Origin of the sequence: Paenibacillus sp. FSL W8-0426 (assembly GCF_037969725.1) — a bacterium.
In the GTDB taxonomy this organism is placed as follows: Bacteria; Bacillota; Bacilli; order Paenibacillales; family Paenibacillaceae; genus Paenibacillus; species Paenibacillus hubeiensis.
In genome coordinates this window covers 5,778,066-5,803,234 of sequence record NZ_CP150203.1, presented here as the reverse complement: position 1 = coordinate 5,803,234, position 25,169 = coordinate 5,778,066, and the positions used below count along the sequence as shown (strand labels likewise).

The 25,169-nt window shown below is 49.1% G+C and carries 25 protein-coding genes, 1 pseudogene and 1 other annotated feature; of the genes and pseudogenes, 16 read left to right on the top strand and 10 right to left on the bottom strand.

All coding sequences use genetic code 11. The features are described from left to right. Positions 1-66: 66 nt before the first annotated feature. The 4 genes and pseudogenes from MKY59_RS26195 to MKY59_RS26180 all read left to right on the top strand — a co-directional run bounded on the left by MKY59_RS26195 (position 67) and on the right by MKY59_RS26180 (position 4,820). Complete coding sequence (locus MKY59_RS26195) at positions 67-1,050, top strand: LacI family DNA-binding transcriptional regulator (protein ID WP_236414742.1); 984 nt, start codon at positions 67-69, stop codon at positions 1,048-1,050. A 997-nt stretch (positions 1,051-2,047) separates the two neighbouring features. Beyond that, positions 2,048-2,523, top strand: a pseudogene (locus MKY59_RS26190) (dihydrofolate reductase family protein). A gap of 948 nt (positions 2,524-3,471) precedes the next feature. Continuing rightward, positions 3,472-4,053 carry a sigma-70 family RNA polymerase sigma factor gene (locus MKY59_RS26185; RefSeq protein WP_339274555.1) on the top strand — a complete coding sequence of 194 codons (582 nt, stop codon included), beginning with the start codon at positions 3,472-3,474 and terminating at the stop codon, positions 4,051-4,053. Further along, entirely contained in the window at positions 4,050-4,820 is a 771-nt protein-coding gene (locus MKY59_RS26180; protein ID WP_339274554.1) for a DUF3600 domain-containing protein, read from the top strand. The genes MKY59_RS26185 and MKY59_RS26180 overlap by 4 nt, the downstream gene beginning before the upstream one ends. A 216-nt stretch (positions 4,821-5,036) precedes the next feature. On the opposite strand, the gene MKY59_RS26175 is transcribed toward MKY59_RS26180, so the two are convergent. Further along, positions 5,037-5,357 carry a helix-turn-helix domain-containing protein gene (locus tag MKY59_RS26175; RefSeq protein WP_339274553.1) on the bottom strand — a complete coding sequence of 107 codons (321 nt, stop codon included), beginning with the start codon at positions 5,355-5,357 and terminating at the stop codon, positions 5,037-5,039. A gap of 418 nt (positions 5,358-5,775) precedes the next feature. Here MKY59_RS26175 and zwf point away from each other — a divergent pair, with 418 nt between their 5' ends. The 3 genes from zwf (at position 5,776) to yunB (ending at position 9,431) form a co-directional block, all read left to right on the top strand. Next, positions 5,776-7,230 (top strand): glucose-6-phosphate dehydrogenase, encoded by a 1,455-nt coding sequence (gene zwf, locus MKY59_RS26170; RefSeq protein WP_339274552.1) that lies wholly within the window; start codon positions 5,776-5,778, stop codon positions 7,228-7,230. Positions 7,231-7,432: 202 nt separating this feature from the next. Then, entirely contained in the window at positions 7,433-8,326 is an 894-nt protein-coding gene (gene gnd / locus MKY59_RS26165) for a phosphogluconate dehydrogenase (NAD(+)-dependent, decarboxylating) (RefSeq protein WP_236414732.1), read from the top strand. Between the two features lie 232 nt (positions 8,327-8,558). Beyond that, entirely contained in the window at positions 8,559-9,431 is an 873-nt protein-coding gene (yunB, locus tag MKY59_RS26160; protein WP_339278482.1) for a sporulation protein YunB, read from the top strand. Positions 9,432-9,513: 82 nt separating this feature from the next. On the opposite strand, the gene MKY59_RS26155 is transcribed toward yunB, so the two are convergent. Then, the gene (locus MKY59_RS26155) at positions 9,514-10,590 is read right to left on the bottom strand and encodes a M23 family metallopeptidase (protein ID WP_236414731.1); all 1,077 of its coding nucleotides are present in this window, start codon (positions 10,588-10,590) and stop codon (positions 9,514-9,516) included. Positions 10,591-10,771: 181 nt separating this feature from the next. On the opposite strand from MKY59_RS26155, the gene lipA reads away from it, so the two are divergent. Together lipA and MKY59_RS26145 are read left to right on the top strand one after the other, a co-directional pair. Next, on the top strand, positions 10,772-11,671 hold the full coding sequence (gene lipA, locus MKY59_RS26150) for a lipoyl synthase (protein ID WP_236414730.1): 900 nt from the start codon (positions 10,772-10,774) through the stop codon (positions 11,669-11,671). Positions 11,672-11,685: 14 nt separating this feature from the next. Then, positions 11,686-12,078 carry a YutD family protein gene (locus MKY59_RS26145; protein ID WP_339274549.1) on the top strand — a complete coding sequence of 131 codons (393 nt, stop codon included), beginning with the start codon at positions 11,686-11,688 and terminating at the stop codon, positions 12,076-12,078. A 75-nt stretch (positions 12,079-12,153) separates the two neighbouring features. Here MKY59_RS26145 and MKY59_RS26140 read toward each other — a convergent pair whose 3' ends face one another. Together MKY59_RS26140 and ylbJ are read right to left on the bottom strand one after the other, a co-directional pair. Continuing rightward, positions 12,154-12,957, bottom strand: a complete 804-nt coding sequence (locus tag MKY59_RS26140; RefSeq protein ID WP_236414728.1) for an NAD kinase — start codon at positions 12,955-12,957, stop codon at positions 12,154-12,156. 103 nt (positions 12,958-13,060) lie between these two features. Then, positions 13,061-14,317: a sporulation integral membrane protein YlbJ gene (gene ylbJ, locus MKY59_RS26135; RefSeq protein ID WP_339274546.1), complete on the bottom strand. Its 1,257-nt coding sequence runs from the start codon at positions 14,315-14,317 to the stop codon at positions 13,061-13,063. Positions 14,318-15,094: 777 nt separating this feature from the next. Here ylbJ and MKY59_RS26130 point away from each other — a divergent pair. Together MKY59_RS26130 and MKY59_RS26125 are read left to right on the top strand one after the other, a co-directional pair. Continuing rightward, positions 15,095-15,472: a globin gene (locus tag MKY59_RS26130; protein ID WP_339274545.1), complete on the top strand. Its 378-nt coding sequence runs from the start codon at positions 15,095-15,097 to the stop codon at positions 15,470-15,472. A gap of 40 nt (positions 15,473-15,512) precedes the next feature. Further along, positions 15,513-16,244 (top strand): DUF2225 domain-containing protein, encoded by a 732-nt coding sequence (locus MKY59_RS26125; protein WP_236414880.1) that lies wholly within the window; start codon positions 15,513-15,515, stop codon positions 16,242-16,244. 11 nt (positions 16,245-16,255) lie between these two features. On the opposite strand, the gene MKY59_RS26120 is transcribed toward MKY59_RS26125, so the two are convergent. Both MKY59_RS26120 and MKY59_RS26115 read right to left on the bottom strand, forming a co-directional pair. Then, complete coding sequence (locus tag MKY59_RS26120) at positions 16,256-16,492, bottom strand: hypothetical protein (RefSeq protein ID WP_236414725.1); 237 nt, start codon at positions 16,490-16,492, stop codon at positions 16,256-16,258. Next, positions 16,489-16,665, bottom strand: a complete 177-nt coding sequence (locus MKY59_RS26115) for a YycC family protein (RefSeq protein WP_236414722.1) — start codon at positions 16,663-16,665, stop codon at positions 16,489-16,491. Before MKY59_RS26115 ends, MKY59_RS26120 begins: the two co-directional genes overlap by 4 nt. Before the next feature lie 120 nt (positions 16,666-16,785). Here MKY59_RS26115 and MKY59_RS26110 point away from each other — a divergent pair, with 120 nt between their 5' ends. Continuing rightward, positions 16,786-18,576, top strand: coding sequence for a M3 family oligoendopeptidase (locus MKY59_RS26110; RefSeq protein WP_339274543.1), 1,791 nt, complete (start codon positions 16,786-16,788; stop codon positions 18,574-18,576). Positions 18,577-18,833: 257 nt separating this feature from the next. Further along, positions 18,834-19,247: an O-methyltransferase gene (locus tag MKY59_RS26105; RefSeq protein ID WP_236414720.1), complete on the top strand. Its 414-nt coding sequence runs from the start codon at positions 18,834-18,836 to the stop codon at positions 19,245-19,247. A 75-nt stretch (positions 19,248-19,322) separates the two neighbouring features. Here MKY59_RS26105 and MKY59_RS26100 read toward each other — a convergent pair whose 3' ends face one another. Beyond that, entirely contained in the window at positions 19,323-19,559 is a 237-nt protein-coding gene (locus tag MKY59_RS26100; RefSeq protein ID WP_236414718.1) for an alpha/beta-type small acid-soluble spore protein, read from the bottom strand. Between the two features lie 178 nt (positions 19,560-19,737). Beyond that, a complete protein-coding gene (locus MKY59_RS26095; protein WP_236414716.1) occupies positions 19,738-20,712 on the bottom strand; it encodes an aldose 1-epimerase in 975 nt (324 codons plus the stop codon). 251 nt (positions 20,713-20,963) lie between these two features. Continuing rightward, positions 20,964-21,211: a binding site (T-box leader), on the top strand. A gap of 74 nt (positions 21,212-21,285) precedes the next feature. Between MKY59_RS26095 and trpS the strand changes: the two genes are divergently transcribed. Then, the gene (gene trpS, locus MKY59_RS26090; protein WP_236414714.1) at positions 21,286-22,275 is read left to right on the top strand and encodes a tryptophan--tRNA ligase; all 990 of its coding nucleotides are present in this window, start codon (positions 21,286-21,288) and stop codon (positions 22,273-22,275) included. 155 nt (positions 22,276-22,430) lie between these two features. Here trpS and MKY59_RS26085 read toward each other — a convergent pair whose 3' ends face one another. After that, positions 22,431-22,625 (bottom strand): hypothetical protein, encoded by a 195-nt coding sequence (locus tag MKY59_RS26085; protein ID WP_236414712.1) that lies wholly within the window; start codon positions 22,623-22,625, stop codon positions 22,431-22,433. Positions 22,626-22,744: 119 nt separating this feature from the next. Here MKY59_RS26085 and MKY59_RS26080 point away from each other — a divergent pair, with 119 nt between their 5' ends. Further along, positions 22,745-22,963 carry an alpha/beta-type small acid-soluble spore protein gene (locus MKY59_RS26080; RefSeq protein WP_175399207.1) on the top strand — a complete coding sequence of 73 codons (219 nt, stop codon included), beginning with the start codon at positions 22,745-22,747 and terminating at the stop codon, positions 22,961-22,963. Positions 22,964-23,080: 117 nt separating this feature from the next. On the opposite strand, the gene MKY59_RS26075 is transcribed toward MKY59_RS26080, so the two are convergent. Further along, positions 23,081-24,067, bottom strand: a complete 987-nt coding sequence (locus MKY59_RS26075) for a metal-dependent hydrolase (RefSeq protein WP_339274541.1) — start codon at positions 24,065-24,067, stop codon at positions 23,081-23,083. A 279-nt stretch (positions 24,068-24,346) separates the two neighbouring features. Here MKY59_RS26075 and MKY59_RS26070 point away from each other — a divergent pair, with 279 nt between their 5' ends. Further along, the gene (locus MKY59_RS26070; protein ID WP_339274540.1) at positions 24,347-24,958 is read left to right on the top strand and encodes an SCO family protein; all 612 of its coding nucleotides are present in this window, start codon (positions 24,347-24,349) and stop codon (positions 24,956-24,958) included. Positions 24,959-25,169: the final 211 nt, after the last annotated feature.

Here is a 25,169-nt window from a genome sequence, read left to right as displayed (position 1 = left end):
GTTTGTTAACGATATCATAATTGCAGGGAACGTTCCCAGGTCAATACTTTAGATGAGGTGTTAATTTTGCCTACCATAATGGATATTTCACGTATAAGCGGTCTCTCCAAGTCGACGGTATCACGTGTGTTAAACGACCATCCTCATGTATCTGTTGAAAGCAGGCAAAAAGTACAGAGAGCCATTACGGAGCTGGGATATGTCCGCAATACGCAGGGGGTTCAGTTGCGTCTACAGGCCAGCAATCATATCGGTGTGCTTGTCCCGGATGTGGAGCATCCCTATTTCAGTCAGCTTGTTAGTGCATTAAGTCGATCTTTAGGCTCGATGGGGTATCAACTTGTCATCTATCAGACTGAATCATCCCCCGAGTATGAACGTGATGTGTATGCCCGATTGTTACGTCGAGAAATGGATGCCGTTGTTATTGCTCATTCCCATTTCTCGGAGAGAGAAATTAAAGAATATATAGGTTCTTACATTGGAATCATATGCAACGAAGCGATGGACGGAGAGTTTCTCGATGTCTTTCGATTGGATGAAGAAGATGCGGTCTTTCAAGCGACAGCCTATTTGCTGTCCAAGGGGCGCCGTCATCTATTCTTCTGTATGGATCATCTGACACTATTGCAAGAGAAAAGATGGAACGGGTTTCAACGGGCTCACCAACAATTCGGCCTTGCGTGTACGAAATCACAATGTTATATGGGTCTGGTGACTATGGAAGATGGTTATGCCTTGGGAGAACAATTATTTACTTCTGATCAATTGCCGGATGGAATGATAACAGGTAGTGACTTTGTAGCTACAGGTTTATTGAAAGCAGCAAAGCAAAAGGGGATATCCGTGCCTCAAGAAATGTCCGTCATCGGATTTGATAATCATCCTGTGGGATTGATGACTAATCCGGAACTGACCACATTAACCAATTGTGTTCCCGAAATGGCCAGGGATGTTACAGCATGTCTTACCCGGAGATTGAAGGGGATGCGATCTGCTCCTATAGCGAAAACCTACAAAACTTCGCTGATTATACGTAATTCTACTTAAAATAAGTGAAGTGAAAGACAAAGAAAAAAAGGGTAGTGAAATCCTCGTTGTGGTACTTGAATCTCTAGACAAAACGGAGCATTTCTAAATAAGAAAGATATTCAGTGGTTCTTTACGCTAAAGGAGTAAAGGGATGCGAGAACCGGAGATGCTTAAGCTGGTGTCCAAGTTTATCTCAAATGAAGTTGCGTGAGTCATTTGAACAATACATTAAGACATTGCAGGTCCTTCGTCCCGGCGGATACCTCGCATTTTGGAACGCAGATCACGTATTTCCAGACGGTGGAGACCCTTCTTCCGTGAAATTCAAAACGATGAGATTGAGAAAAGCGGGCTGTATGGAAGAATGGAAACGCGACAAACTGTTCAACGAAATCCGAGTTCGTCTTAAAAGTCGTCCAGAAAAGTCGTCCAGAAAAGTCGTCCAGAAAAGTCGGTTTCCCGTCACTGGGGCGCTGTTCTCCATGTCGCCCGTCGAAAAGATTGACAATGTAGATAATCGGATCTTCATCGTCAGTATTCAAAAAAATGAATATAATTCCCATCTTTGGTATTATTTTACTAGTAGCAAATAAGGTCCATTATAAATTCTAAGGAACAAAAACATATTAGGAGAGTGACATAGGCTATACAACCATACAAAATTCTTTCTGAGCTCCTGTCCCGAATCGAAGAAAATATTACTGGTACGAGCGAGACAGAATATCTGAACGATCTTCCAATCTCCACGGTTCACTTACGTCGACTTTTCAAGTTCGCTTTTGGCGTACCGCTGCAAAGCTATATCCGCTCTCGAAAGCTAGCCTTCAGCTTAGAAGATTTGATGCAAACTGAGAAGCGGGTTCTAGACATTGCCATCGAATGCGGTTATGAACATGAGCAAACCTACATACGTGCGTTTAAACGCGAATATGGGATAACGCCTGGTGAATGTAGGGAATCTGGCAAAAACATTCACTTATCGCTTGACGGTTTTGTAGAAGGGCCGAATGGTGAAATGGACATTGGCTGGGTTTCCTACGATGCTGATTTGGAGCGACATTGTCATTTGGGGGGCGTGGGACTTATCAGATGATGCACAGTTACTGGCAATCTGTGCCTTCGAACCCCTCAGCTTCGCAGCATGAACGGAATCATGCCGAGTGGATCGAAAAGACAGCCAAATCATTTTTTCCACGACGCTGGAGAAAGTCGAATGGAATAATTCCAGACTCGTGAAAGAAGGAGTCAAGGAAGAGATCAATAACCTCAAACAGCAGCCAGGCAAGGATATGGGCCATCCTCGGCAGTCCTAGATTTGCACACCACCTTATGCAACTTGATTTGATTGATGAGTAAAATATTACGGTTTCTCCAGTCCTGATCGGTAAGGGAGTACCGTTATTCCAAGGCCTCAAGGAGAAGATCAATCTTAAGCTAATCGAAAACAAGACCTTTGATTCTGGAGCCATAGGTCTCGTTTACAGACGGTAAAATGACCTTGTCACTTAAGCTGGTACGCTAACGGGAAACGATGACTTAAAAAGAAAGCAGTTGATCAAAATGATCGGCTGCTTTTGTTCAACATACGGGCAGGATGCTTCCAAAATGTGTTAGGATATAACCGTACTGTTTTTAAAAAGCAGGGGAATATGGGGAAGAAAATACGCCTGTTTAATCTCGATAAAAGACCTTCAGGCAGGTGAGTAATATTCAAACAATATATGTTCGAGTACGACATTGGAGGGTGGAAAAATAGTTATTTAAAGAAAGGGGGCCTAATTTTGTTTGTTAGATACTTAAGGGGGGCTGGCAGTTCTTTATTGGTAGGTATACTGATTTATTTCCTTTTCGTCCCCATTCATAGTGAATACATCAAATTTCAACTTGGAATGATCACATTATACGTCTACGTTAGTTGTATATTGGGGATCGCCTTATATGCCATTCTCTTTAAATATAATAAAGAATCAAAGTTTTTCCTATGTTCCTTACTATATATACTTTTAGGAGGTATAGCATCTATAGGATACTGGCCGCTATTCTTTATTTTTATGGCAGGTTCTTTGGTGTTTTATTTAGTCCAATTTATACAAAACAAGAAGTTTTCTATAATAATGACACTTTCGGGGCCCATACTTTTAATAATACTCCTTTTCATTTACTGAATAATAAAGCGTGGACTGTAGAACGACACAGCAGGTCACGCTTTTTTCATATTGTTGAAGTGTGTTGTCTCTTAGAAATTTTATACAGCACGAATGTGCTGTCAACACACACATAAATTCTTCAGTGGATTGTTGCGGATTCCATTCTAAAATGTTGTTTGGTTGGCTTTGGAAATGAAGGACCTCTGACTACGACGACTTCACCTTCAAATAAATCGAACGATATCTGCTTCCCGCGACAATATATAGTAAAGGCTGCAGAGAGGAGAGACTTATGGATGACAATGAACAATTCATAACTTTGGTTAAACTGTCGCGTGCGGGGGACCACGAAGCATATGGGGAAATCTATGAAAAGACAGTGCAGGACGTGTATCGCACCGTTCGTTTTTTGGTGAGGCATGCGAGCGATGCGGAGGACTTGGTGCAGGAAGTTTACATTCAGGCGTATCGCTCCCTGGAGAAATTTGATGCCCAGCGTCCGTTTCGCCCGTGGCTGATGGGCATTGCCATGCGTATCGTTCAGAACGATCGGCGAAAAAAACTGCTTCGTCTGCGCTTTAACGAGCGGGTGAACAAAACGGACACAGCCATGGAACAAGACTTTACAGGCGAATTGGTTAGCAAACTGGCCCATCGTCCGTTGCTGGAACAAGTACAGCGATTACCCTACAAACAGCGGCAAGTCATTACTCTCCATTATTTGAGCGAGTATACGCAGGAAGAGATTGCAACGATTCTGGATATTCCGCTTGGAACGGTGAAATCCCGCATCCATGCCGGATTGGGCAAGCTGCGTCAGAAGAAGCGCATTTTACAATTCATCGAAGGCAGAAAGGTGGAGGATTGGGGATGAAGGAATTGGAGAACGAATTACGCGAAGCATTCAAGGATCAGACAGGTCAATGGACCGTGCCGACGGAAAGCAAGGAACGATTAATGCAGCAGATCGAAAAAAGAGTCAGTTCCATAAACAAAAGAAGAAGCAGCAGATGGATGGTTGCGGGCATCATTAGCATCGCCTTGTTAATCCCTACCGGTGCCTATGCAGGTTACACCTATTTGGCAGATGGCATCTATGGCAGTCAACAATCGGTTGCGGCGTTGGGCGTGACGGTAGAAGAGTATGCCCGGCTTGAAGCCAAATTGCAGGGCGCCAAGGCTCATTTTAGCAATGAAGATTACACCGCCTTTATGAGTCTGCTCCAGCAGTGGGGGAAAATTGCACTTGCTCAAGCCGGTCCGGATGGACAACTGCATCCCGAGCAATGGGATAACGGAGTCAGACAGCAGTACGAAGCATTGGCCGTGAAGTTAGAACCTTACTTTACTCAACTAGAGCAAGTTAGTTCACATGATATAAGGATGTCACATAACATCATCATGGGTGAAGAGCAGTTTTGGAAAGAACAGTTTGCCCAGGCCAAGGAAATGTTCAGTGCGGAAGACTATGCCGATTTCCAAGCTGTCTACGAGGAAATGAAGCGCATTGAAGCATTGACCGTAACCAGTGATGGCACCGTAAATGAAGAGCAACTGTCCGAGAAACAGCGTTCGGATTTAGACGAACTTACACAGCGCATTAGCGTTTATTTGAAGAGGCTGGGCCTTGAAATACGATAGGAAGGAATATACGGCCAACCCTATAGTCATCCTGTCGGACTAGAAGAACGAATACCCCTTTGTGATGAAATGGCGAAGATCCGCAAATGAGTCGGACGCTGCTGTCATGTTCAGACAAAGGGGTTTTGTTGTTGTCTTTATGTTCCATTAGGGAAAAACACTAAACTTTTAGACGGTATGATGCATCATATTTACCTCTTAGATGCCATGCATTCGTTACAGCCACTTTTCAGCCCACTGCTCGACAGCGCCTAATGCCCGCCCAAGCTCCGTACCCTTGCGCGTTAGCATATATTCGGTACGAACCGGGCGCTCTGTCACCACATGGCGAACGACGATCCCCTCTTCTTCAAGTTCCTTTATTCGGTCATTCAGCACACGCTTGCTCAGATCTGGAATATAAGCGTGTATTTCGCTGAAACGTTTGGGCTCTTCCATCAATGCGTGAATGATGAGGGCGACCCATTTTCGGCCAATGATCAGATAAGACTGTTCCACTTTTCCACATAGCTGATTGGCATTCTTATCATCACTCATAAACGTGCTCCTTTATTCAAAGTTTGGCTCTATATAGCATTAGTATACTTATTGTAACCAAGATGTCCACCGCGGAATGTGTCAAAAATCACATACAATTGTTAGTTTATATTACCAATTTAAGCGTTAACAACACTGAAAACCCTTGCTGGATCTGGGGTTCACAGTTTTGCCACGATTATTGACGAAATGTGACGACGGGTGTATTATGGGTTACGGCAATTCAAGTAGGTTACATTTTATAACCTGGTCACTCGGGTTGTGGAGAGAAGGAATGTCAGATGTTTAAATTCAACCAAGGCACGAAACGGAGCGAAGGCGGGGACACATACCCACTAATTCCGTCTTTTGTCATGCTTGGATTTGAACATTTTGCAACATCATATACTATACTGCACAGAACACAGGAGGCACTTCAATGGACGCAATGACATTTGTCTTGTTTGGGGCAACTGGCGATTTGGCCAAGCGCAAAATTTATCCTGCTTTATACAATTTGTTCGTTGATCAGAAAATGCCGAAATCCTTCTCCGTGATCGGATTGGGGCGGCGTGAACTGTCGGATGTCGAGTTCCAGGGCAATGTTGAAAAATCGTTACACACCTTTTCGCGCCAGACGCCGGAAGAAGAATCCGTCGTACGCGATTTTATCGGGGCGTTCCGTTACTGCTCGCTGAACAATACGAAGCCTGAAGATTATGTGAAGCTTCTGGAGCTTGTGGAGCAGCGTGAGAAGGAATTGAATATTCCGGAAAATCGCATGTTTTATATGTCGGTCGCTCCTGAGTTCTTCGAGCCAATCGCGGAGAACATTCAGCAAAGCGGTTTGGGCAACACCAAAGGCTGGAAGAAATTGATCATTGAAAAACCGTTTGGCCATGATCTGCAATCCGCACGCGAGCTGAACGAGAAATTAAGCAGCACGTTTGCGGAAGAAGAAATTTACCGGATTGACCATTTCCTTGGCAAACCGATGGTGCAGAACATCGAAGTACTCGGTTATGCCAACCCGGTCATTCAGGCCTTGTGGTCGAACCGTTACATCGCGAACGTACAGATTACGGCAAGCGAAACGGTTGGCGTCGAGGAACGCGCAGCGTATTACGATCAAAGCGGCGCAACGCGCGACATGTTCCAAAACCATATGCTGCAAATACTGATGATGACGGCCCTGCACTTGCCGAAGCGCTGCACGCCTGATGAAATCCGCTTCAAAAAACGGAAAATCGTTGAATCGCTTCGTCCGCTGACGAAAGAAAAGATCGCTTCCCAAGTCGTGCGTGCACAATATGCTGCCGGCGAACTTCAAGGCGAATCCGTTGTAGGTTATTTGGACGAGCCTGGCGTTCCTGCCGGTTCCCAAAATGAAACTTACGTTGCCGCAAGATTGTGGATCGACGATCCGTTCTGGAGCGAAGTTCCGTTCTATATTCGCACAGGTAAACGCCTTGCGGAGAAATCGACGCGCATCGTCATTGAATTCAAAGAGCCGCTCAAAACGGGTCATGAATCGGAAAGAACATCCGATCCGAACCTGCTGACAATCGAAATCGGTCCAGGCGAGAGCATTTCCTTGCAGCTCAACGGGAAAAATCCGCTGCATCATGGCGAGGTGGAGCCGATTAACCTGACGTTCTCCTCCGGCAAGCGCAACATTCCTGAAGCTTACGAGAACCTCATTTATGATGCCATGCGCGGTGATTCCACATTCTTTGCGCATTGGAAAGAGGTGGAGCTGTCCTGGCAGTGGGTACAACCGATCCTGGAAGCCTTCCAGGAAGGAAGCATACCGCTGGATACGTATGCGGCAGGATCTCAAGGCCCTGAATCCTCAGATCGCCTGACGGCGGCAGACGGATTCCGTTGGTGGTAAGACGAAAAACCGAACCGTTAGAGGAAATTAGCTTTCATTTTACTGTTATATATTAGAACATGCGTGTGATATAGCGATAAGTGGCTCCAAACGGCGAAAACGGCGAGTTTGTCATTTTTCTTTAATACGTTGGTAATGCCGTTTTCGCTTCCGGGCCCTTTAGATATAGAAAAAAATGTTGATAAAATAGGAGGAGTTTGGAATGAAACTTGGACTTATCGGACTTGGTAAAATGGGCTTGAACCTGGGCAGAAACTTGATCGACCATAAACATGAGGTTGTTGCCTTCGACCTGAACGAACAAGCTGTAGCAGAAATGAAAGAATACGGTGCACAAGGTGTATCTTCTTATGCAGATATGGTGGCATCCCTCGAATCACCGCGCGTACTGTGGATCATGGTTCCACATAACGTGGTTGACGTTGTATTGAAAGAAGTTGCTCCGTTGCTGTCCAAAGGCGACATCATCATCGAAGCAGGCAACTCCCACTACAAAGAATCCATCCGTCGTTACGAAGAACTGAAACCGCAAGGCATTCACTATATGGACGCAGGAACATCAGGCGGTATGGAAGGCGCACGCAACGGCGCTTGTTACATGATCGGTGGAGATCCGGAAGCTTGGGAAATCGTTGAACCTGCGTTCCGCGACACTGCCGTGGAAAATGGGTACCTGTACGCCGGTAAAGCGGGCAGCGGGCACTTCCTCAAAATGGTGCATAACGGCATCGAGTACGGCATGATGGCTTCCATCGGCGAAGGTTTCGACGTTCTGGAGAAAAGCGACTTCGACTTCGACTTCGAAAAAGTGGCTCGCGTGTGGAACAACGGTTCCGTTATCCGTTCGTGGCTGATGGAATTGACGGAGCGTGCATTCTCCAAAGACGCTAACCTGGACGAAATCAAAGGGGTTATGCATTCTTCCGGTGAAGGCCGCTGGACGGTTGAAACGGCATTCGACCTGCAGACCGCTACCCCGGTTATCGCGTTGTCCCTGTTGATGCGTTATCGTTCCCTGGAAACAGATACGTTTACAGGTAAAGTCGTTGCGGCGCTTCGCAACGAATTCGGCGGACATGCTGTCGAAAAAAAATAATAGCATGAATGATTCCGTATCCTTGGGCCTATGAGCTGGCCTGTATAAGGGTTCGGACCGTGCGAAAAAAGTCTTGCAGGCAGCGAAGCTGCCCGCGAGGCTTTTTTGCGTTTGCCCGGCCTAGTCCTGTTGCTTGCGGTGAGCTGAGGCATTGTCCTTCTTTTTCGGCCATGTCCTGCATAAGGATAACGTATACATTACAGCTCATCCTGCAGGGGAGGGTTGCTCGATGATGAGAAGAAGAATGCGCTGGAGAAGCCGCAGGATAAGGAAACCGCGAAAGCCGCCAAGCGGAAAGCGGCGCATATGGCTGATTATTTTGCTGGTATCGGTTTTTTGCGTGCTGCAGGGGTTTGCCTACGTCGAGAAAAAAATGAAGCCGCCAATCATGCATTTGGCCAAGATCCGGGTCAAGCAGATTGCGACGGAGGCGATTAACAGCGCGATCACCGCACAAGTGGCCGAAGGAAAAGCGACGGAAGGGCTGATCGATTGGAAGACGGATCAAACCGGAAAAGTTTCGGGTTTCATGCTGAACTATGACGAACATATGCGCATCACCGCAAGTACGATGAACATCGTGCAGTCCACGCTGCAGAACATCCATATGTTGAAAGAAAAGATCCCTCTCGGCCAGGCGTTGGGAAGCCCCGTTCTGGCATCGTTCGGACCCAGCATTCCGCTCCGGGTAGAGCCTCAAGGCGCGGTCAAAGTCGACCTGAATACCCGCCAACAGAACGCGGGCATCAATATGATACTGGTCGAAGTATACATCCGCATTATTGCGGAAGTCGCGGTCGTTGTCCCGTTTGATATGGAACCCGAAACGGTGGATACGGAAATTCCGATTTCCTACTTGTTAGTCGTAGGGGATGTTCCCATGTACTACTACGATAACCAAGGAAGGCCTGTAGGAGATAACGGTAACGGTGCACCTGCCATTGCCCTGCCGTCGGGCCAAGGCGGCGGCGTATCGGGCAGCGGAGGCGTGAGCACGCCTGTCGTGCCGCAGCAGACTCTGCCTGGTGGACAACACGAGCCGCAGCCCGCGATTCCCGGCATGGAGGAGGAACTGCAGACGGACGCGGCGCATGAAAGCCATTAAAACAATGACAAACAGAACCTCATGATGGAAAGAAACAAACGGTTTCGTTCCACCGAGGTCCTGTTTGGTCGATGCCTGCGCATCATTTATTTTTTTTGCCTGCTTTGATTTGGCGGTATTCTTCCTTCTCCCAATGATTCAACAGCGGATAGGGGTCGAACGACCACTCGGCAAGCCCGCTGTCCCTGTAAATGCCATAGTGAAGGTGGGGCGGAAATTTGCCTTGCGTGCCCGGTTTGCCGTAGCCCGAGCTGCCCACCCATCCGACGATTTGGCCTGGAGTAACGATTTGGCCGATATGCGTCTTTTTGTCGAAACCGGACAAGTGCGCGTAATAATGATAATGGTTGTTCAAGTCCCGGATGCCGATCCTCCAGCCCCCGAACGGATTCCAGCCTTTGACTTCCACGATCCCGTAACAGGTGCTGCGAACGGGGAGACCATAAGGCGCGAAAATGTCGGTTCCTTCATGGATTCGGTAGCCGCCCCAACTGCGCTTCGTTCCCCAGGTGCTGCGATAGGAATAATTGGTACCGAGGGGCACGGGAAAGGCGTGCGCAAACAGGTCCAGCGTATCGAAATGCTCATACAGCTTGGCGAATTGCTGGATCCGCTGCACGGCGCGGGAATTGTGGTAATACTCCCATAGGGCGATGTTGAAATCCTCCTGCCGGTTTCCGTGCTTTCGAATAAATTCAGCCATGCTGTACAACACGTCGACATCGTTATTGGCGTCGGCCATACCGTCGCCGGAGCCGTCGCGCCCGTAACCGCCGAAGACCAGGATCGATTGCGGCTTCTGATCCGTTTCATCCGGATTCAGCCAGCCTCTCCAGGCCGGAGACGTCATGAATATGCCTGTCAGCCGCTCCGGGTGTTTGCGGTCCTTCGGATGAGCTCGGGTGAGCGTTCGCTCATACTGATCGATTGCGGCGAGCCTGTACCACGGAATGTCGGTCATTTGGCCGATGCTTTCGTACAAATGCCTTCTTTCGGCAAAAATTTCCGCAGGCTTCAATTCCTTAAGTTGCGGCCTTGGTTCGGGTGCTGCGGGTTTGGCGTAGGTTCGCACGGACAAACCAGGAATTAGCAGCAGGACGGCAAAACCGATGTAGATCCAGCGATGACGGTATAATCGCGCGTTCAAACGCTTTTTCACGGTAGAAGCTTCCTCCTTTCCGTCTGAATCGCCCTTTTTCGTAGCGTTCTACAAAAGCGTGAATTTTATCCCATTTGGGGCCGAATCGGACAAGATGTGACAAATGGGAGTTTTTCCAACGCTTTCATGGTATAATATGTTCCGAGAACAGCCTAACTTCAGTAGAAAGAAGGTTTATACATTGGCTAAACGTGTTAAGGAGCCGAAACCGGACTGGATTCGGATCAAATTGACAACCGGCGATAATTATCAGGAAATCAAAAACATGATGCGTTCCAAAACCTTACATACGGTATGTGAGGAAGCGAGGTGCCCGAACATTTACGAATGTTGGGCCAATCGAACGGCCACTTTTATGATTTTGGGCGACATCTGCACACGGGCATGCCGGTTCTGCGCGGTAAATACCGGCTTGCCGACGGAGCTCGATTTGCAGGAACCTGAACGGGTAGCGGAAGCAGCCGAGCAGATGAACCTGCAGCATTGCGTCATCACCAGCGTGGCGCGGGACGACTTGAAGGATGGAGGGGCATCCATTTTTGCAGAAACGGTCAAAGCCGTGCGTCGGCGTCTGCCGCTCTGCAGCGTGGAAGTGCTTATTCCTGACTTTATGGGGGATCGCGACTCCTTGAAAATCGTCATGGATGCGAAGCCGGACATTCTGAATCACAATATTGAAACGGTTGAACGCCTGTCGGATAAGGTCCGGGCAAAGGCCAAATACAAACGGTCTCTGGAGCTGCTGGCACGCGCCAAAGAAATGCAGCCCAACATCCCGACCAAATCGAGCATTATGCTTGGCGTAGGCGAAGAATATGATGAAATTTTGCAAACGATGGACGACCTGCGGGCTGTGGATTGTGATATCATGACGATAGGGCAGTATTTGCAGCCGTCAGAGAAGCATCTGTACGTGGAAAAATACTATCCGCCGGAAGAATTTGCGGCCTTGAAACAGGAAGGCTTGAAGCGCGGTTTCAGCCACGTCGAATCCGGCCCAATGGTGCGCAGCTCCTATCATGCCCATGAGCAAGTCAAATCTGCGACGAAGCATACGGAGCAAGCGGCAACACTCGCATGATGGAGGATACAGGCTTGGAAGAACAGAAATGCATGGTGCCCGAGCAGGAGCAGATCCAGGATCAAATTCAGGAAAAGCCCGAAGAGCGGCCCAAGGAAAAAGTGATCGTACAGGTCGGCAACAAAAATTACGAGATCGTGCAGAACCATAAAAACGGCTGGAATCCCGAGGTGTTTCGCGATCGTTACAGCGAAGTGCTGGAGCGTTACGACTATATCGTCGGGGACTGGGGATACAGCCAGCTGCGCTTGAAGGGATTTTACCGGGACAACCATCCCAAGGCCAACAAGGACTCTGCCATTTCGCATATGGTCGATTACATTAATGAATACTGCAATTTCGGTTGTGCATATTTCGTGCTGCAAAAGAGCAAGGATCAGCCACCGAAAGCCAAAAGCGGCTCCTGAACAGGGCCGCTTTTTGGTTTGCTTATTATTGGGGGTGCTGTTGGTTCGACAGGTGCCCGAAGTGTTTTGGCAGGGCTAGTCCAAAAATGCAGTACGTACCCGGCTCCAGAACGGATAGGGACGGAAACGCGCAAAGCTTACCTTTTGGCTGGATACTTGACAGCGTACCGAAATCAAATCCTCAACCATCACGTTGACATGATCGATCGTCAGCAGCAAACGCTGTTCTTTTCGCGAAAAAATGTCGCAGTGGTGATGTTTGGGCAAAATGATGGGCGAGCCGAGCGTTCGGTAGACCCTGTTATTGATCGAAGCGATCTCCGCGATTTGAATCGCATCAATGGTGGGATGAACCATGGCGCCTCCAAGCGCCTTGTTGTAGGCCGTACTGCCTGACGGCGTGGATACGCAGATTCCATCACCCCGAAACATCTCGAAGGTAACGTCATTGATGTCCACCTGCGCGACGACCGTGCCGTCCACGCCTTTGAGCGTGAATTCGTTCAAGGCAATGTACGAGGCGTTGCCGGATTTTTTGCGAATTTCGAGCTCGAGCAGCGGATATTGCACAATGCGGGGCTTGAGAAGTTCCGGGTCTCCTTTGCCGCTCATCAAATCAATCAGTTCGCGCAGCTCATCCTTCTTCCAATCGGCATAAAACCCGAGATGGCCTGTATGGACTCCGACAAAGGCGATTTCCGGAATCCGGTCGATAAAGTTGTGAAAGGCCTGCAGCATGGTTCCGTCTCCGCCAATGGAAATGACGATCTGCGGGGATTCTGCATCAAGCTTGAATCCGGCTTCTTTGGCCAGCGCGTGGAACTGCTGACTCAGTTCAATCGATAACTGGTCTCCGCGGTCTTGAACATAGTATCTCAAGATGAAAGCTCCTTTGTGGTCATTATATTACCGATGATAATCAATTCCACGGAAGAACACAACGTTTAGCGGAAACTAAATGACGAAATGGTGACGAAGGGGCCTACCTTTCGATGCGACGAGGCAAGAACCGCGAACACATGAAAGAGATGCAAAGCATAAACAGTATCATGCCCGCAAGCACGCCGATCCCGGAAAACAGGATCAAGGACCAGTCCGCCCTATAGGCGCTTTGCCCGGAAATCACGCCCGACGGATGGAACACGGATTGCGTCAAACTTCCCGTGATGGGCGACCATAACAGAAGAACGAGTACGGGTGCAATCAACGCGTGAATAACCCGAGCGAGCAGGAAAGGACCGTACCTGAGCGGAGTGTGGCTGAGCACGCTCATAATCTGGGCATGAACGGATAACCCGCCCCAGGACAGTACAAACGCGGCGGCGGCCACTTTATACGGAAGGGGGACTGCCGAGCCGGCAGCTCCCGCTTCTTTGGCACCCAAGGTGACTTCGAACAATCCGCCGACAAGGCTGTGGGAAACGGCAGAAGGCAGGCCGGCAAGCTGAAGCAAATGTTCGGTAAACCGGTACAATTGACCGAGTGCCCCTGTCTGGACCAGAAGCTCCATGATGACCGAAAAGAATACAACCAGCCCGCCGACGATAATAATAAGGCGGAGGGAAGATGCGACCGCCTGACGCAGCAGTTCCCCCAGCGGTCGCCCATCTGCCAGGCGTGCTTCATGCATGGCCCGAATGGCCCTTGCGACCCTGTTTTTTTGCCGTTCACCGGAGGAGAGGAGATGCGCATCCGATGCGGGAGCCGATGGAATCGTGCCTGAGGAGCCGTGAAAGCGCATGAGTACGCCGACAATGAATGCGGAAGCGTAGTGGGCGATTACCAGCACAGGAGCAATGGCCGCGTTGTGGAAAAAACCGACCGATACAGCCCCGATCATAAAGATCGGATCGGATGATGTCGTAAAAGAGACCAGACGTTCGCCCTCTTCGCGCGTAACCAGCTTTTGTTCATACAGCTGTGCCGTAAGTTTGGCTCCTGTCGGATATCCGGAGGCGCAGCTGACTGCAAATACGAATCCTCCGCTTCCCGGCACGCGAAACAGCGGCCGCATCAACGGATTAAGCATCGTGCCAAGAAAATGAACGATGCCGAATCCGAGCAACAGCTCGGACAGCACCAGAAACGGGAATAAGGAAGGGAACAACACGTCCCACCAGATTGAGAGTCCGCGCACTCCCGCATGCCAGGATTCGGCTGGGAACATGGCCATCAGTCCACACATCAGGAGCAGCGCAAAGGCAATCATTGCGGGAATCCACTTTTGGGTTGCGGCCATAAAGTTCTCCTTTTTTAGTTTGGAATGAAGGCGGAAATCAACAAAAGCTCGTCTCTCCGATAATATGAAACGGCAGGGACAAACAGTACCATTTTCATAAAGAAAACGCTTGCATAAATGGCTGTAATTTTAAACGATGTATGCTAAAATGAACCCAACGCCTATACGTCACCCAATTGTCCAGACGGTGGAATTCAGAACGGATGGAGCGATGATGATGAGCCTTGTCATGGGAATCTTGGTTTGCGCATTTGTGTATGTAATCCGAGCCTCGCTGGTCCCTTCCGAGGAAGAGGACTGGAGAAGCTATTAAATCGAGTGATGCACCAAACTTCGGTTTGGTGCTTTTTTTGTTTACGTTAGGCGGCGACCTATATAAACGCAAAAAACAAACACACGTTAACGGAGAGGCAGAACCAATCTGGAGAAGCGAAGCGGTCGCTTAAAAGCTTTCTGAAAGAAAGCTGCATCGGAAGCATAGGCTTATCACCGGATGTTCCCTTAGAAAAGGGGAATAAAAAAATCTGGGGATAACAGCGATCGGAAGATGGTACTGCACTCGCAGAGGCTTTGTGTGATTGATTCGTGTGGTTTATATAGCGGATAAATTGAAGGAAAGCTATGTCATGTTAGATAGGAGTTTTGGGATTTTTTTGATAGAATGAGGTTTAGGTCAACTGCAGCCTGAGCCTTACGAGTCATGCAGGTATTGTTAAGATTAAGCATAGGAGTGTAATAAATGCCAAAATTCGACACGATCAAAGCAGGTTTTGCCCAATGAACCCAGGACAAAGTATTTATGACAACCTTGGCGGTGAGCAGGGCGTTCGCGCTCTGGTCGAAGCGTTCTATCCCATTGTGCAGCAAAACGAACAGTTGGCCCCTCTGTTTCCTGAGGATATCAGACCGGTCATGGAGAAACAATTTATGTTTTTATCGCAATTTTTTGGCGGGCCTGCTTTGTTTTCCGAAGCATTTGGTCATCCGATGATGCGTGCCCGCCATATGGGTTTTGAAGTGACGGTGCAGCGGGCAGAGGCTTGGCTCGCTTGCATGGATCAAGCATTGACACAGATTGGTGTGGAAGAGCCGCTGCATTCCTTTATTCTCCAACGTTTGTCGGGGCCGGCTTACCATTTCGTAAATACGCCTTAGCCTGCCATCAGGCATTCGGAGAGGAGTGGAGAAAGTGGATCTGGAACTGGAACCTCTGTATAAAGTGAAAATCACATGCAATTATTGCGAGCATGTATTCGAAACCTCGCGGGTAAGACCGAGTTTGAAGCGGCCTTACCGTTCAGATTCCGATTTTTGCGCCTATTATAAAAAAGAAAACCCGGATTTCTACGTCGTGCGCATATGCCCGGAGTGCGGATTCGCCTCGACGGAAAATTCCACCGAAAAGCTGAGCGATCTGCAGAAGAAAAACTTTATGGATCAGGTCGGCAGCCGTTGGGAAAAACGCGATTACAGCGGACCGCGCACGCTGGCTAACGCCTTGGAAACGTACAAGCTTGGGTTATTATGTGCTCAGGCCATCAAAGAGAAGGACAGGGTCATTGCCGGGTTGCTCCACCATATCGCCTGGTTATACCGGTATCGGGAAGATCATGAACAGGAGCGCCGTTTTCTGGAATTCAGCCTGGATGCCTACGTCAAGGTGTTCGAAATGGAAGGCGCGGGCAGCAATGAAGCAAGGTTGCTCTACCTGATTGGTGAGCTGAACCGCAGAATAGGCCGCTTTCATGAAGCGGTCAAATGGTTCGGCCGAGTGATCCATGATAAGCGTATCACGGATGCGGCCATGATTCGCGCGTCAAGGGAACAGTGGGCGCTGCTTCGCGAACAGATGATTTCCGGACAGATGGAATTGCCCGAGGAAATGCTCGAAGCAGACAAAGAGGCTGCGAAGCGCAGCCCCTTGTAGGCAAATCTGGATTATGCTTTGCGAAGCGGAGAGCTGGCAAGAAGATAGTCGGCATCATTGTCGACGATGGTCATGCTGCCGTTGCAGCACGGCAGGACGAGCAGCTTCTTTTTGCCTTCCCGGATGCGGACAAGCTCCTTCGGTTTCAAGGGAAGCAGCACATTGTGCGCGTTGCAGAACGGGCATTGCGGCATATAGATATCGCCCATAACGATGTCGTAGGGCCAGCTGTTTTCGAAAGGAATCATTGCTGATCGCCTTCCGAAGAAGATGGTTTGGGAGTGCTTGCTTCCGTCTTTGCCAATTCCGCGATTTTTTGCAACAGGATATGCTGCGGCATATGCATCAAGTGCTCGAGCGGTACGCCGAGAGATTCCGCTAATTTGACGGCAGTGTCTGCCGATATTTGCAAAGGTTTCATCTAATATAACCTCCTGAGTGTGGCTTGAACTGTCTCTATAGTATAGTGAACGATCATGCATAACACCAGTTTGAATTCATTGATTTCGAATATTGTGATAAGGGAGAGGTGTCGCGCAATATGAAAATGCCATTACAGCCCGTTTGGGATTTGGAGTCCGTTTTTAGCGGGGGATCCTCCTCCGCAGCATTTGCTGCTTATTTGAAGGATCTGGAACAGGACGTGCGTAAACTGCAGCAGCTTTTGCAGGAAACGCCAGTACCTACCTCTGCCAAGGCTACACATGTATTCGATCCAGTACTGGAGCTGCTGCAAAGCTGTTACGTTCGCATTTCCGAAGGCTCCGCATTCGTGAGCTGTCTGTCCGCGCAAAACCAGGCTGACAAAAAGGCCGCCCAGCTCCAGGGAACCGTCAGTTCTATTGCAGCCATGCTGAATAGCAGCAAAGCGCGTTTTGACAACCTGCTTAGCCAGACCCCAGATGAGGTATGGGAAGCATGGATCGCCAGAGACGAATGGCAGCCGCTAAGCTTTGTTTTGAACGAAAGCCGCCGTCTGGCCCGGGAGAAATTGTCGCCTGAGATGGAGGGGCTTGCTCTGGATCTGGGTGTCGATGGTTACCATGGCTGGGGCAAGTTCTACAACACCATTGTAAGCAAAGTGAACATTCCATTTGAACAAAATGGTGAAACGGTGATGCTGTCTGCAGGCCAAGCTTCCAACAAGCTGAGCGATAGCGACCGGAACGTTCGCGAATCCGTATTCGCCAAATGGGAACAGGCCTGGACCGATGTGGAAGATTTCTGCGCGGATACGCTGAATCATCTGGCTGGTTTCCGGCTGAAGCTGTATGAGAATCGCGGCTGGGAGGATATTTTGAAGGAACCGCTCGCGATCAACCGCATGAGCCGCCAGACCTTGGATACGATGTGGGGCGTTATTAACGATGCTAAACCGGCGCTCGTGCGTTATCTCGAACGAAAAGCCAAGTTGCTGGGCGTAGACAAACTCAGCTGGAGTGACGTGGATGCTCCTGTGGGCACAGCGGGCGGAAAAGTGACTTATGACGAAGCCGCGTTGAATATTGTCGAACAGTTTGCCAAGTTCAGTCCCAAATTGTCCGCATTTGCGGAGATGGCTTTTGAGAAACGGTGGATTGAAGCCGAGGATCGCCCCGGCAAACGTCCTGGAGGGTTCTGTACTTCGCTTCCTTTGAGCAAAGCCACCCGAATCTTCATGACGTTCTCCGGCACGCCTTCCAATGTATCCACGCTTGCACATGAATTGGGCCACGGGTACCACCAGCACATCATGGAGGAGCTGCCTGCCTTGAACCAGCGCTATGCGATGAACGTAGCCGAGACGGCTTCCACCTTTGCGGAGCTGATCGTGGCCGATGCGCTTGTTCAGGCCGCGACGGACGAGCAGGAGAAGCTGGCTTTGCTGGAAGACAAAATTCAGCGCAGCGTCGCGTTCTTTATGAACATTCATGCACGTTTTCTGTTTGAGACCCGTTTCTATGAAAAACGAAAACAAGGGCTGGTCAGCGCCGATGAATTGTGCAAACTCATGGTTGAGGCGCAGGATGAAGCGTTCTGCGGCGTGCTCGCGTCGAACCATCCGCATTTTTGGGCATCCAAACTGCATTTTTATTTGACAGGCGTTCCGTTCTATAACTTTCCCTATACGTTTGGTTATATGTTCAGCGCGGGCATTTACGCCAGAGCGCAACAAGAGGGTACCGCATTTGCAGACAAGTATGATGACTTGCTGCGGGATACCGGACGAATGACCGTTGAGGAACTGGCGCAGAAGCATCTCGGCACCGATTTGACGAAGCCTGATTTCTGGCAGAATGCTGCCCGGCTCGTTACGGATGATATCGAACAGTTCCTTGCCATGACGGAGTAGGCAGCGCCTGCAAGCATCCAGTAATCTTAACCTGCAATGCTGTGTTTCACACAGGGTTGCAGGTTTTTTTGTCGAATACCGATGTCGTAATAGAAAGAAAAAACTCGTATAAAAGTCGGAGAATGGCAATTATTTGCGCAACATATAGTAAGCAATACCCAAATTTGTTTATTATTGTTGAATAGACCAATATGATGTCATATAATGAGCCGTAAGTCCTGAACTTTCAGGTCTTATTGCATAAAGGAGGAATAGATGTGGTAAAAATTGACCAGATTTCGTTAGCAAGACAATTGGATTTGGTGTTCAAAGAAGTGGATCAGGAGTTAGGCGGGGTGGGGTCAGGAATTTTGTTTGTGCAAATACGAAATAATGTCATTGGGAAGTTTGGTATTCGACATAATCCGATAGCTGGACGCAATGGGCAAATGGAATCCGATCACGAAGGTTTGAACGAGACCCAGCGTGCTTCATTCCGGGCCATGGCCCTGGAGACGCTGAAGTTCAAGCGGAATTGGACGCACGGAGAAATTTCTTTTGATTTTACGGTTAGGCAAGGCATGATCATGGTAGACGCTACGATGGAGTCCAACTACAATATGGCCAATCTTATGATCCGCTACCCTAGAACCAATACATACAAGGATTCCGGCTTGGGATCGACTTCATGACGATGAGCATAAAAAGCGGCACTTCCGAAGAAGGCCGCATGTTGCTGTAGGTAATCCAAGCAATTATTCCGAGTGTTAGGAACGACCCGCTAATTGCTGCTCAGCGATTTGAACCAGACGTTTAGTGATATATCCACCCAGGGAACCTGTCTCGCGGGACGTGTAGTTACCGTAGTAACCATCCTGAGGGATTGTCACACCCAACTCCTGTGCAGCTTCCATTTTCAATTGCTGCAGTGCTGCTGTAGCTTGGGGAACAACGAGGTTGTTGGAAGAACGGTTTCCGCTACCTTGGTTTTGACCTCCGTACATGTGTATCACCTCCTTATGTCTTGGTGATGTTAGTATGGTTGCAGGTGCGAGAAATATACCCGATAGAGGGCGAGGTAACATTTGGAATGAAATGCTCCTAAACGAAGAAAAAGCCGATCCGTTAAGGATCGGCCAAGCAGTTTCATGTGAAACCCGGCAATGCAGCAGAAAGAAGCAGCTATTCTGCGGGCGGAACGACTTCAATGTGCGTGAGCAGCTCGACAGGGTATCCGGGTTCTAGACGAATTAGCCCCGTCTCTTCAGCGGGCAGAGATAAGTTCGGGGCGTCCGACAGCCAGGTATATGGCTCGATGCACAAAAACTGATCGGATTCACCCTTTGTGAATAGTACCCAATGCTTGAAATAGGCTTCATCTGTTGAATATTTAATTTGATAACCATCTTGGCGAATTAAATGGGCAATCGCCGGCTGGCCCGGTGTCGCCTTGAGAATGTTATCCCAGTTGCGTCCTTCCATGTTCATCCCTTCATTAAGGGCTGCCCACTCTCCTGGCGGTTCTATCGCGCCTGTAGGCAGTTGTTCCTCATTGAGGGCATATTCTCCGGAAACGGGGATTTGCAGCGTCCATTCCGCAGGTTTGCCGTCCAGCAAGAACCATGTATGATAACCCATCCCGAACGGGGCGGGAGACGAACCTAGATTGGTCACTTTCAGCTTCTGGCTCAGGACAGCGTTTTGCAGCCTGAATGTCATTTCAAGCTTAAGCGGAATGGGGTATTGCGCCATCCAGTCCTCATCGCTGGAAGTCAGAAATTCGGTGGTGATCGCGCAGCCGTCTTCGTCTTCTTCTATGTCACTGACACACCAGGCTTGAGTGCGGTGGAGTCCATGGATATGATTGTCATGGGCCGTATTTTGAACAAATTGGTAGGGGACGCCTTCGTATTCGAAGGAGCCACGATGGATACGCCCTGGCGGAACCAGCAAAGGTACGCCGAAGTGATAAGGCTTCTGCAGATAAAAGGCAAGCTCGTCTTCCTCTGGACTGCGAACAACATCGCGATTCTGTACCATGTCCCGAATCGAAATGATATTATTCCCCAGACGAGGCAGCAGGGTAATCTCCAGTTCACGGCTATGTAGAATATACGTGTCGTAACCATTCCATTGGCCTTTGGTCACTTGTTTCATATTTGGATGCTCCTTTTCCCACTTGAAATCTGTCTGCGCGGCTCAAAGATAGCATGCCGCCTGCAGGCGTGTCAATTGTGCACAACAGTCTCCCGGAACCGTCGGATCATGATGTGCCTTACCTTCAATGAACAATTCCATCATAACAGATTTTAGGGCCGGGGGTAAAAAAAGCTCTTCCGGTTTTGACAATCCGCTGCTTGCGCATTAATATGAATTAGACAGAAGTTGTTTGAATGAATTTGAAACACGATAAAGCGATGACAGGGACAAGTAAGCTATGAGAGCTCTCTTCAGAAAGTCGGTGGAGGATGCGAACCGATGAGGGACTTATTGCCGAATGGACTCTGGAGCGCGGGTTTGAACCAGGCCGGCAGCCGAGAAGGCAGGACAGGTCTGCAGTAGGATCTGACGTCTATTCCACGTTACGGAAATGGAAGGCATTTCTTTGAAGGAAGAAATGTGAATTAGGGTGGCACCACGGTCTCACGTCCCTTGCGGATGTGGGATCTTTTTGCGTACAAAAATATAACGATTGTAATTCGACACGATCTAAGGGAGGAAATTTGTCATATGAAAACCGTTTTGTCAGGAATTCAGCCCAGCGGCAAGCTTACGCTGGGCAATTACATTGGCGCGATCAAAAATTTCGTCAAGCTGCAACATGATTATCAGTGCCATTTTATGGTGGTGGATTTACACGCCATCACGGTTCCGCAGGAGCCGGCAGCGCTTCGCGAGCAATCCGAGGCGGTTGCTGCTCTGTTTATTGCAGCAGGAATCGATCCGACCAAGTCCAACGTCTTCCTGCAATCCCACGTTCCGCAGCATGCCGAGCTTGGATGGCTGCTGACCACACTCACCGCGATGGGCGAGCTGGAACGCATGACGCAATTTAAGGACAAGTCGTCAGGCAAAGAATCGGTCGGAGCCGGTTTGTTCGTGTATCCGTCGTTGATGGCTGCGGACATCCTGCTCTACAATGCCGATCTCGTTCCGGTCGGGGACGACCAGAAGCAGCACCTGGAGCTTACGCGCGATCTCGCCGGACGGTTCAATCATCGTTACGGGGACTACTTCACGATTCCGGAGCCGTATATTCCGAAGGTTGGCGCACGCATCATGTCTTTGGATGACGCATCCAGCAAGATGAGCAAAAGTAACCCGAATCCGGGCAGTTACATCTCGTTGCTGGACACACCGGCCGAAATCCGCAAAAAGATCAGCCGTGCCACGACGGATTCGGGACGCGAGGTCGTGTATGATCCTGCGAACAAACCTGAAGTCAGCAATTTGATGACCATTTATGCGGAATGCGCGGGAATTACGCTGAACGAAGTGGCTGAGCGCTTCGAGGGGCAAATGTACGGTCCTTTCAAAAAGGAATTGGCAGAAGCCGTCGTTTCGGTCATTGAGCCGCTGCAACAGCGGTATCGCGAAATTCGCGAATCGGGCGAACTGACCGAAATCTTGGCGGTTTCGGCAAGCCGTGCCGAAGAAGTGGCCGACAAAACCATTCGCGAAGTTAAGGAACGCATGGGGTTTGTCCCTAAACGCAAGTAGGCTTGAGCCATCTTGCGGAAGGGTTCTGCGAACATGACAAAAAGGAGCGGGATTCGCCGGCAATGGTTGCCTGGGCGATTCGCTCCTTTTGTCATAAAAAATGCCGAATGGCGGCTTCTCTTGCAGCCTGAAAAATTCAGCAGGCTTGGGAATACTCAGGATGCGGAATTCGGCGATCCCAAGGATTGGCGCTCTTTTTTGGCGCGAATGACAAAGCCCCAGCCGATATTGCCGATAGATGCCACAAACAGAAGTGCAGCAAGCCAACCGGAATAAGACATCGTAATTGCTGTAACCGTTAACAAAACAATGGACGAAAACGCAAACCATAAAGACAAGCCTTTGCTCATTGGGAAAAACCTCCATCATGATTTTGTTGAAAATTCCGTATAACCTGATACGGGAGAGCCATAATAATCTTGCAAGCTTGCAATACATCACAGACACAGATTGAAAGGAGATTTTAAATATGGCTCAAGGATCTCGTTCTAACAACTTGGTGGTACCTCAAGCAACAGCAGCTCTGCAACAATTGAAAATGGAGGCTGCGCAAGAACTGGGCGTAACAATCCCACAGGATGGTTACTACGGTAACTACACGTCCCGCGAAACAGGTTCTCTGGGTGGATATATCACTAAACGTCTGGTCCAACTGGCTGAGCAGTCTCTGGCTGGGTCTGGCAAATAATCCATCATAATTTTCGCAGTACCAATATCTCCAAAAAAAGCCCGGAGCGGGAAACGCTCCGGGCTTTGCTTTTGCACCGGCTCCTATGTTTGATTTTGCCCTTCCCCGCAACTTTCGTCAAGACCGGGCAGATAAAAGTTTTTTGTTCATCTTCTCTTCGCTTAACCAGCCGACGTACGTATCAATCGTTTCGAAATTTCGATCCATAACGACGACGGCAACGAAAGGATACTGCTTGCGATGCCGATATCTTACGTCCGCCCACCGGACTCTATACCCTGCGGACAGCTCTTCGACTTCAGCGACGGCATAGGACGTGAAATACAGAAACGCAGCCACCTCGGGTGATTTCCGTGACGCTTCCACGGCGGCATGGGTCGATGACGTTGCATGGAGATTCCATATCAGTTGAGCGTGCTCCATCTTGCCGATATCATAGGAGCCGTCAGCATACCGTTTCACGATATGCCATTGATTCCACGAAATCGTAGGGATGACCATGTAATGGGCCTTCGTTTTGCCCTTGGCCTGATCCAATTGTTTCACCTTCGCGACGGCTTTGGCATGAGCGGCCACGCGCCAGACGTAATACAATGCGATCACGACGTACAGCGTGATGAACATCGGAGCAGGTGCGACAAGGTCGAAAGCCCATAAGAGAATGGCCACGACATGGGAAGCGAACATGAACGGATCGAAGATGTGAATGACGTTCAAGGCAATCCAGTGTTCCGTGAACGGCCTGCCCGCCTGGGTTCCATACGTATTGAACAGATCGGTAAACACGTGTACGCAGACAGCGATGGCGGTCCAGCCCGCGACATGGCTAATGGGAACATTCGGAAAAAAGAGCGCGATCGCGCCTGTAATAAGCGCTACCCATAACAGCAGGAACGGAGGGGAATGGGAAAGTCCCCGATGGTTCCGGATGTACAGGGAATTGCTTTTGAGGCGCAGCGCAGTGTCGATGTCAGGTGCCTGCGAGCCGACAATCGTGCCGATCATGACAGCTGCGGCAAGCGTGGGGTTCGAAGCTACGACCGGATCGACATAAGCCAGACCGGCCAAACCGACGCCCATGACAAAATGTGTGGAAGTGTCCATAAACGACTCCTTTGAAATCCTTCTTTTTTCTGTACGCAATGACGTGTATCTATCTTAAGGTGATGCCCATATCCAGTGTATAATATCCCCGCGACACGAAGCAAAACATCAGAAAATAGGGGGACTGTACAGGTTCCATGAAGAAATGCGCAAAAGGCATGGGCAATTGCTGGAAAAACAGTTACAATAATGAGAGCTTATTCATAAACAGGTGATTTGTATACATAGACAATGGAAACGACCCGAAAGTTGGGCAAATGAACAGAAGGGACGAATGTGATGCTGAAAAAGTATAAGTGGACCTGGATGCTGCTGGGACTGGCATTGATCATGGCTGTATATCTGACATGGAATACCGTATTCGCCGGCAAAGAGAAACTGCCCGAGATTCGTGAAGTTCAATCCTTCTCCATGGAAAATGTGGACGGGCGAACGATCTCGCTGGATGATACGGCAGGCAAGGTTCGGTTATTTTATTTCTACTTCACGAGCTGTCCGGATGTTTGCCCGATTACGACATTTACCCTTTCGCAGGTGCAGGACCTGCTGAAAGAAGATGATACGTTCGGCAACGATGCTTCATTCGTATCGATCTCGTTTGACCCGAAAGTGGATACGAGGGAAAAGATCAAAACGTTTGCCGACCGCTTCCATGCGGACTATGCGGGTTGGTATTTCCTGCGCGGCGATATGGATCAAACGAAGCAGCTTGCCAGGGATTCGTTTCAGATCCTGATCGAAGGCGAGAGCAAGGACGACTTTGCCCACATGAACATGATCGGTTTGGTTGACAAAAACAACAACCTGCGCAAAGTGTACAACGCCTTCAATACGGAGGACGTCCAACCGGAAGCGATTGCCGCGGACATCCGCGCTTTGATTAAAGAGTAATAAGGGATAGAAAACACTGCACAATAAAAGGCTGCAATCAGGGATAACCTGTTTGCAGCCCTTTTATTTTAGGGGCTATATAAACCGAAAAAAACATACACACATAAACGGAGAGGCAGAACCAATCTGGAGAAGCGAAGCGTTCTAAAAGCTTTCTGAAGGAAAGCTGCATCGGAAGCATAGGCTTATCACCGGATTTTCCCCTTAGAAA

Excerpts from the sequence above, each read along its gene's own strand:
- MKY59_RS26185 (WP_339274555.1), top strand. The coding sequence starts at position 3,472 with ATGGATGACAATGAACAATTCATAACTTTGGTTAAACTGTCGCGTGCG.
- MKY59_RS26180 (WP_339274554.1), top strand. The coding sequence starts at position 4,050 with ATGAAGGAATTGGAGAACGAATTACGCGAAGCATTCAAGGATCAGACA.
- MKY59_RS26175 (WP_339274553.1), bottom strand. The coding sequence starts at position 5,357 with ATGAGTGATGATAAGAATGCCAATCAGCTATGTGGAAAAGTGGAACAG.
- zwf (WP_339274552.1), top strand. The coding sequence starts at position 5,776 with ATGGACGCAATGACATTTGTCTTGTTTGGGGCAACTGGCGATTTGGCC.
- gnd (WP_236414732.1), top strand. The coding sequence starts at position 7,433 with ATGAAACTTGGACTTATCGGACTTGGTAAAATGGGCTTGAACCTGGGC.
- yunB (WP_339278482.1), top strand. The coding sequence starts at position 8,559 with ATGAGAAGAAGAATGCGCTGGAGAAGCCGCAGGATAAGGAAACCGCGA.
- ylbJ (WP_339274546.1), bottom strand. The coding sequence starts at position 14,317 with ATGGCCGCAACCCAAAAGTGGATTCCCGCAATGATTGCCTTTGCGCTG.
- MKY59_RS26130 (WP_339274545.1), top strand. The coding sequence starts at position 15,095 with ATGAACCCAGGACAAAGTATTTATGACAACCTTGGCGGTGAGCAGGGC.
- MKY59_RS26120 (WP_236414725.1), bottom strand. The coding sequence starts at position 16,492 with ATGATTCCTTTCGAAAACAGCTGGCCCTACGACATCGTTATGGGCGAT.
- MKY59_RS26115 (WP_236414722.1), bottom strand. The coding sequence starts at position 16,665 with ATGAAACCTTTGCAAATATCGGCAGACACTGCCGTCAAATTAGCGGAA.
- MKY59_RS26110 (WP_339274543.1), top strand. The coding sequence starts at position 16,786 with ATGAAAATGCCATTACAGCCCGTTTGGGATTTGGAGTCCGTTTTTAGC.
- MKY59_RS26100 (WP_236414718.1), bottom strand. The coding sequence starts at position 19,559 with ATGTACGGAGGTCAAAACCAAGGTAGCGGAAACCGTTCTTCCAACAAC.
- MKY59_RS26095 (WP_236414716.1), bottom strand. The coding sequence starts at position 20,712 with ATGAAACAAGTGACCAAAGGCCAATGGAATGGTTACGACACGTATATT.
- trpS (WP_236414714.1), top strand. The coding sequence starts at position 21,286 with ATGAAAACCGTTTTGTCAGGAATTCAGCCCAGCGGCAAGCTTACGCTG.
- MKY59_RS26085 (WP_236414712.1), bottom strand. The coding sequence starts at position 22,625 with ATGAGCAAAGGCTTGTCTTTATGGTTTGCGTTTTCGTCCATTGTTTTG.
- MKY59_RS26080 (WP_175399207.1), top strand. The coding sequence starts at position 22,745 with ATGGCTCAAGGATCTCGTTCTAACAACTTGGTGGTACCTCAAGCAACA.
- MKY59_RS26075 (WP_339274541.1), bottom strand. The coding sequence starts at position 24,067 with ATGGACACTTCCACACATTTTGTCATGGGCGTCGGTTTGGCCGGTCTG.
- MKY59_RS26070 (WP_339274540.1), top strand. The coding sequence starts at position 24,347 with ATGCTGAAAAAGTATAAGTGGACCTGGATGCTGCTGGGACTGGCATTG.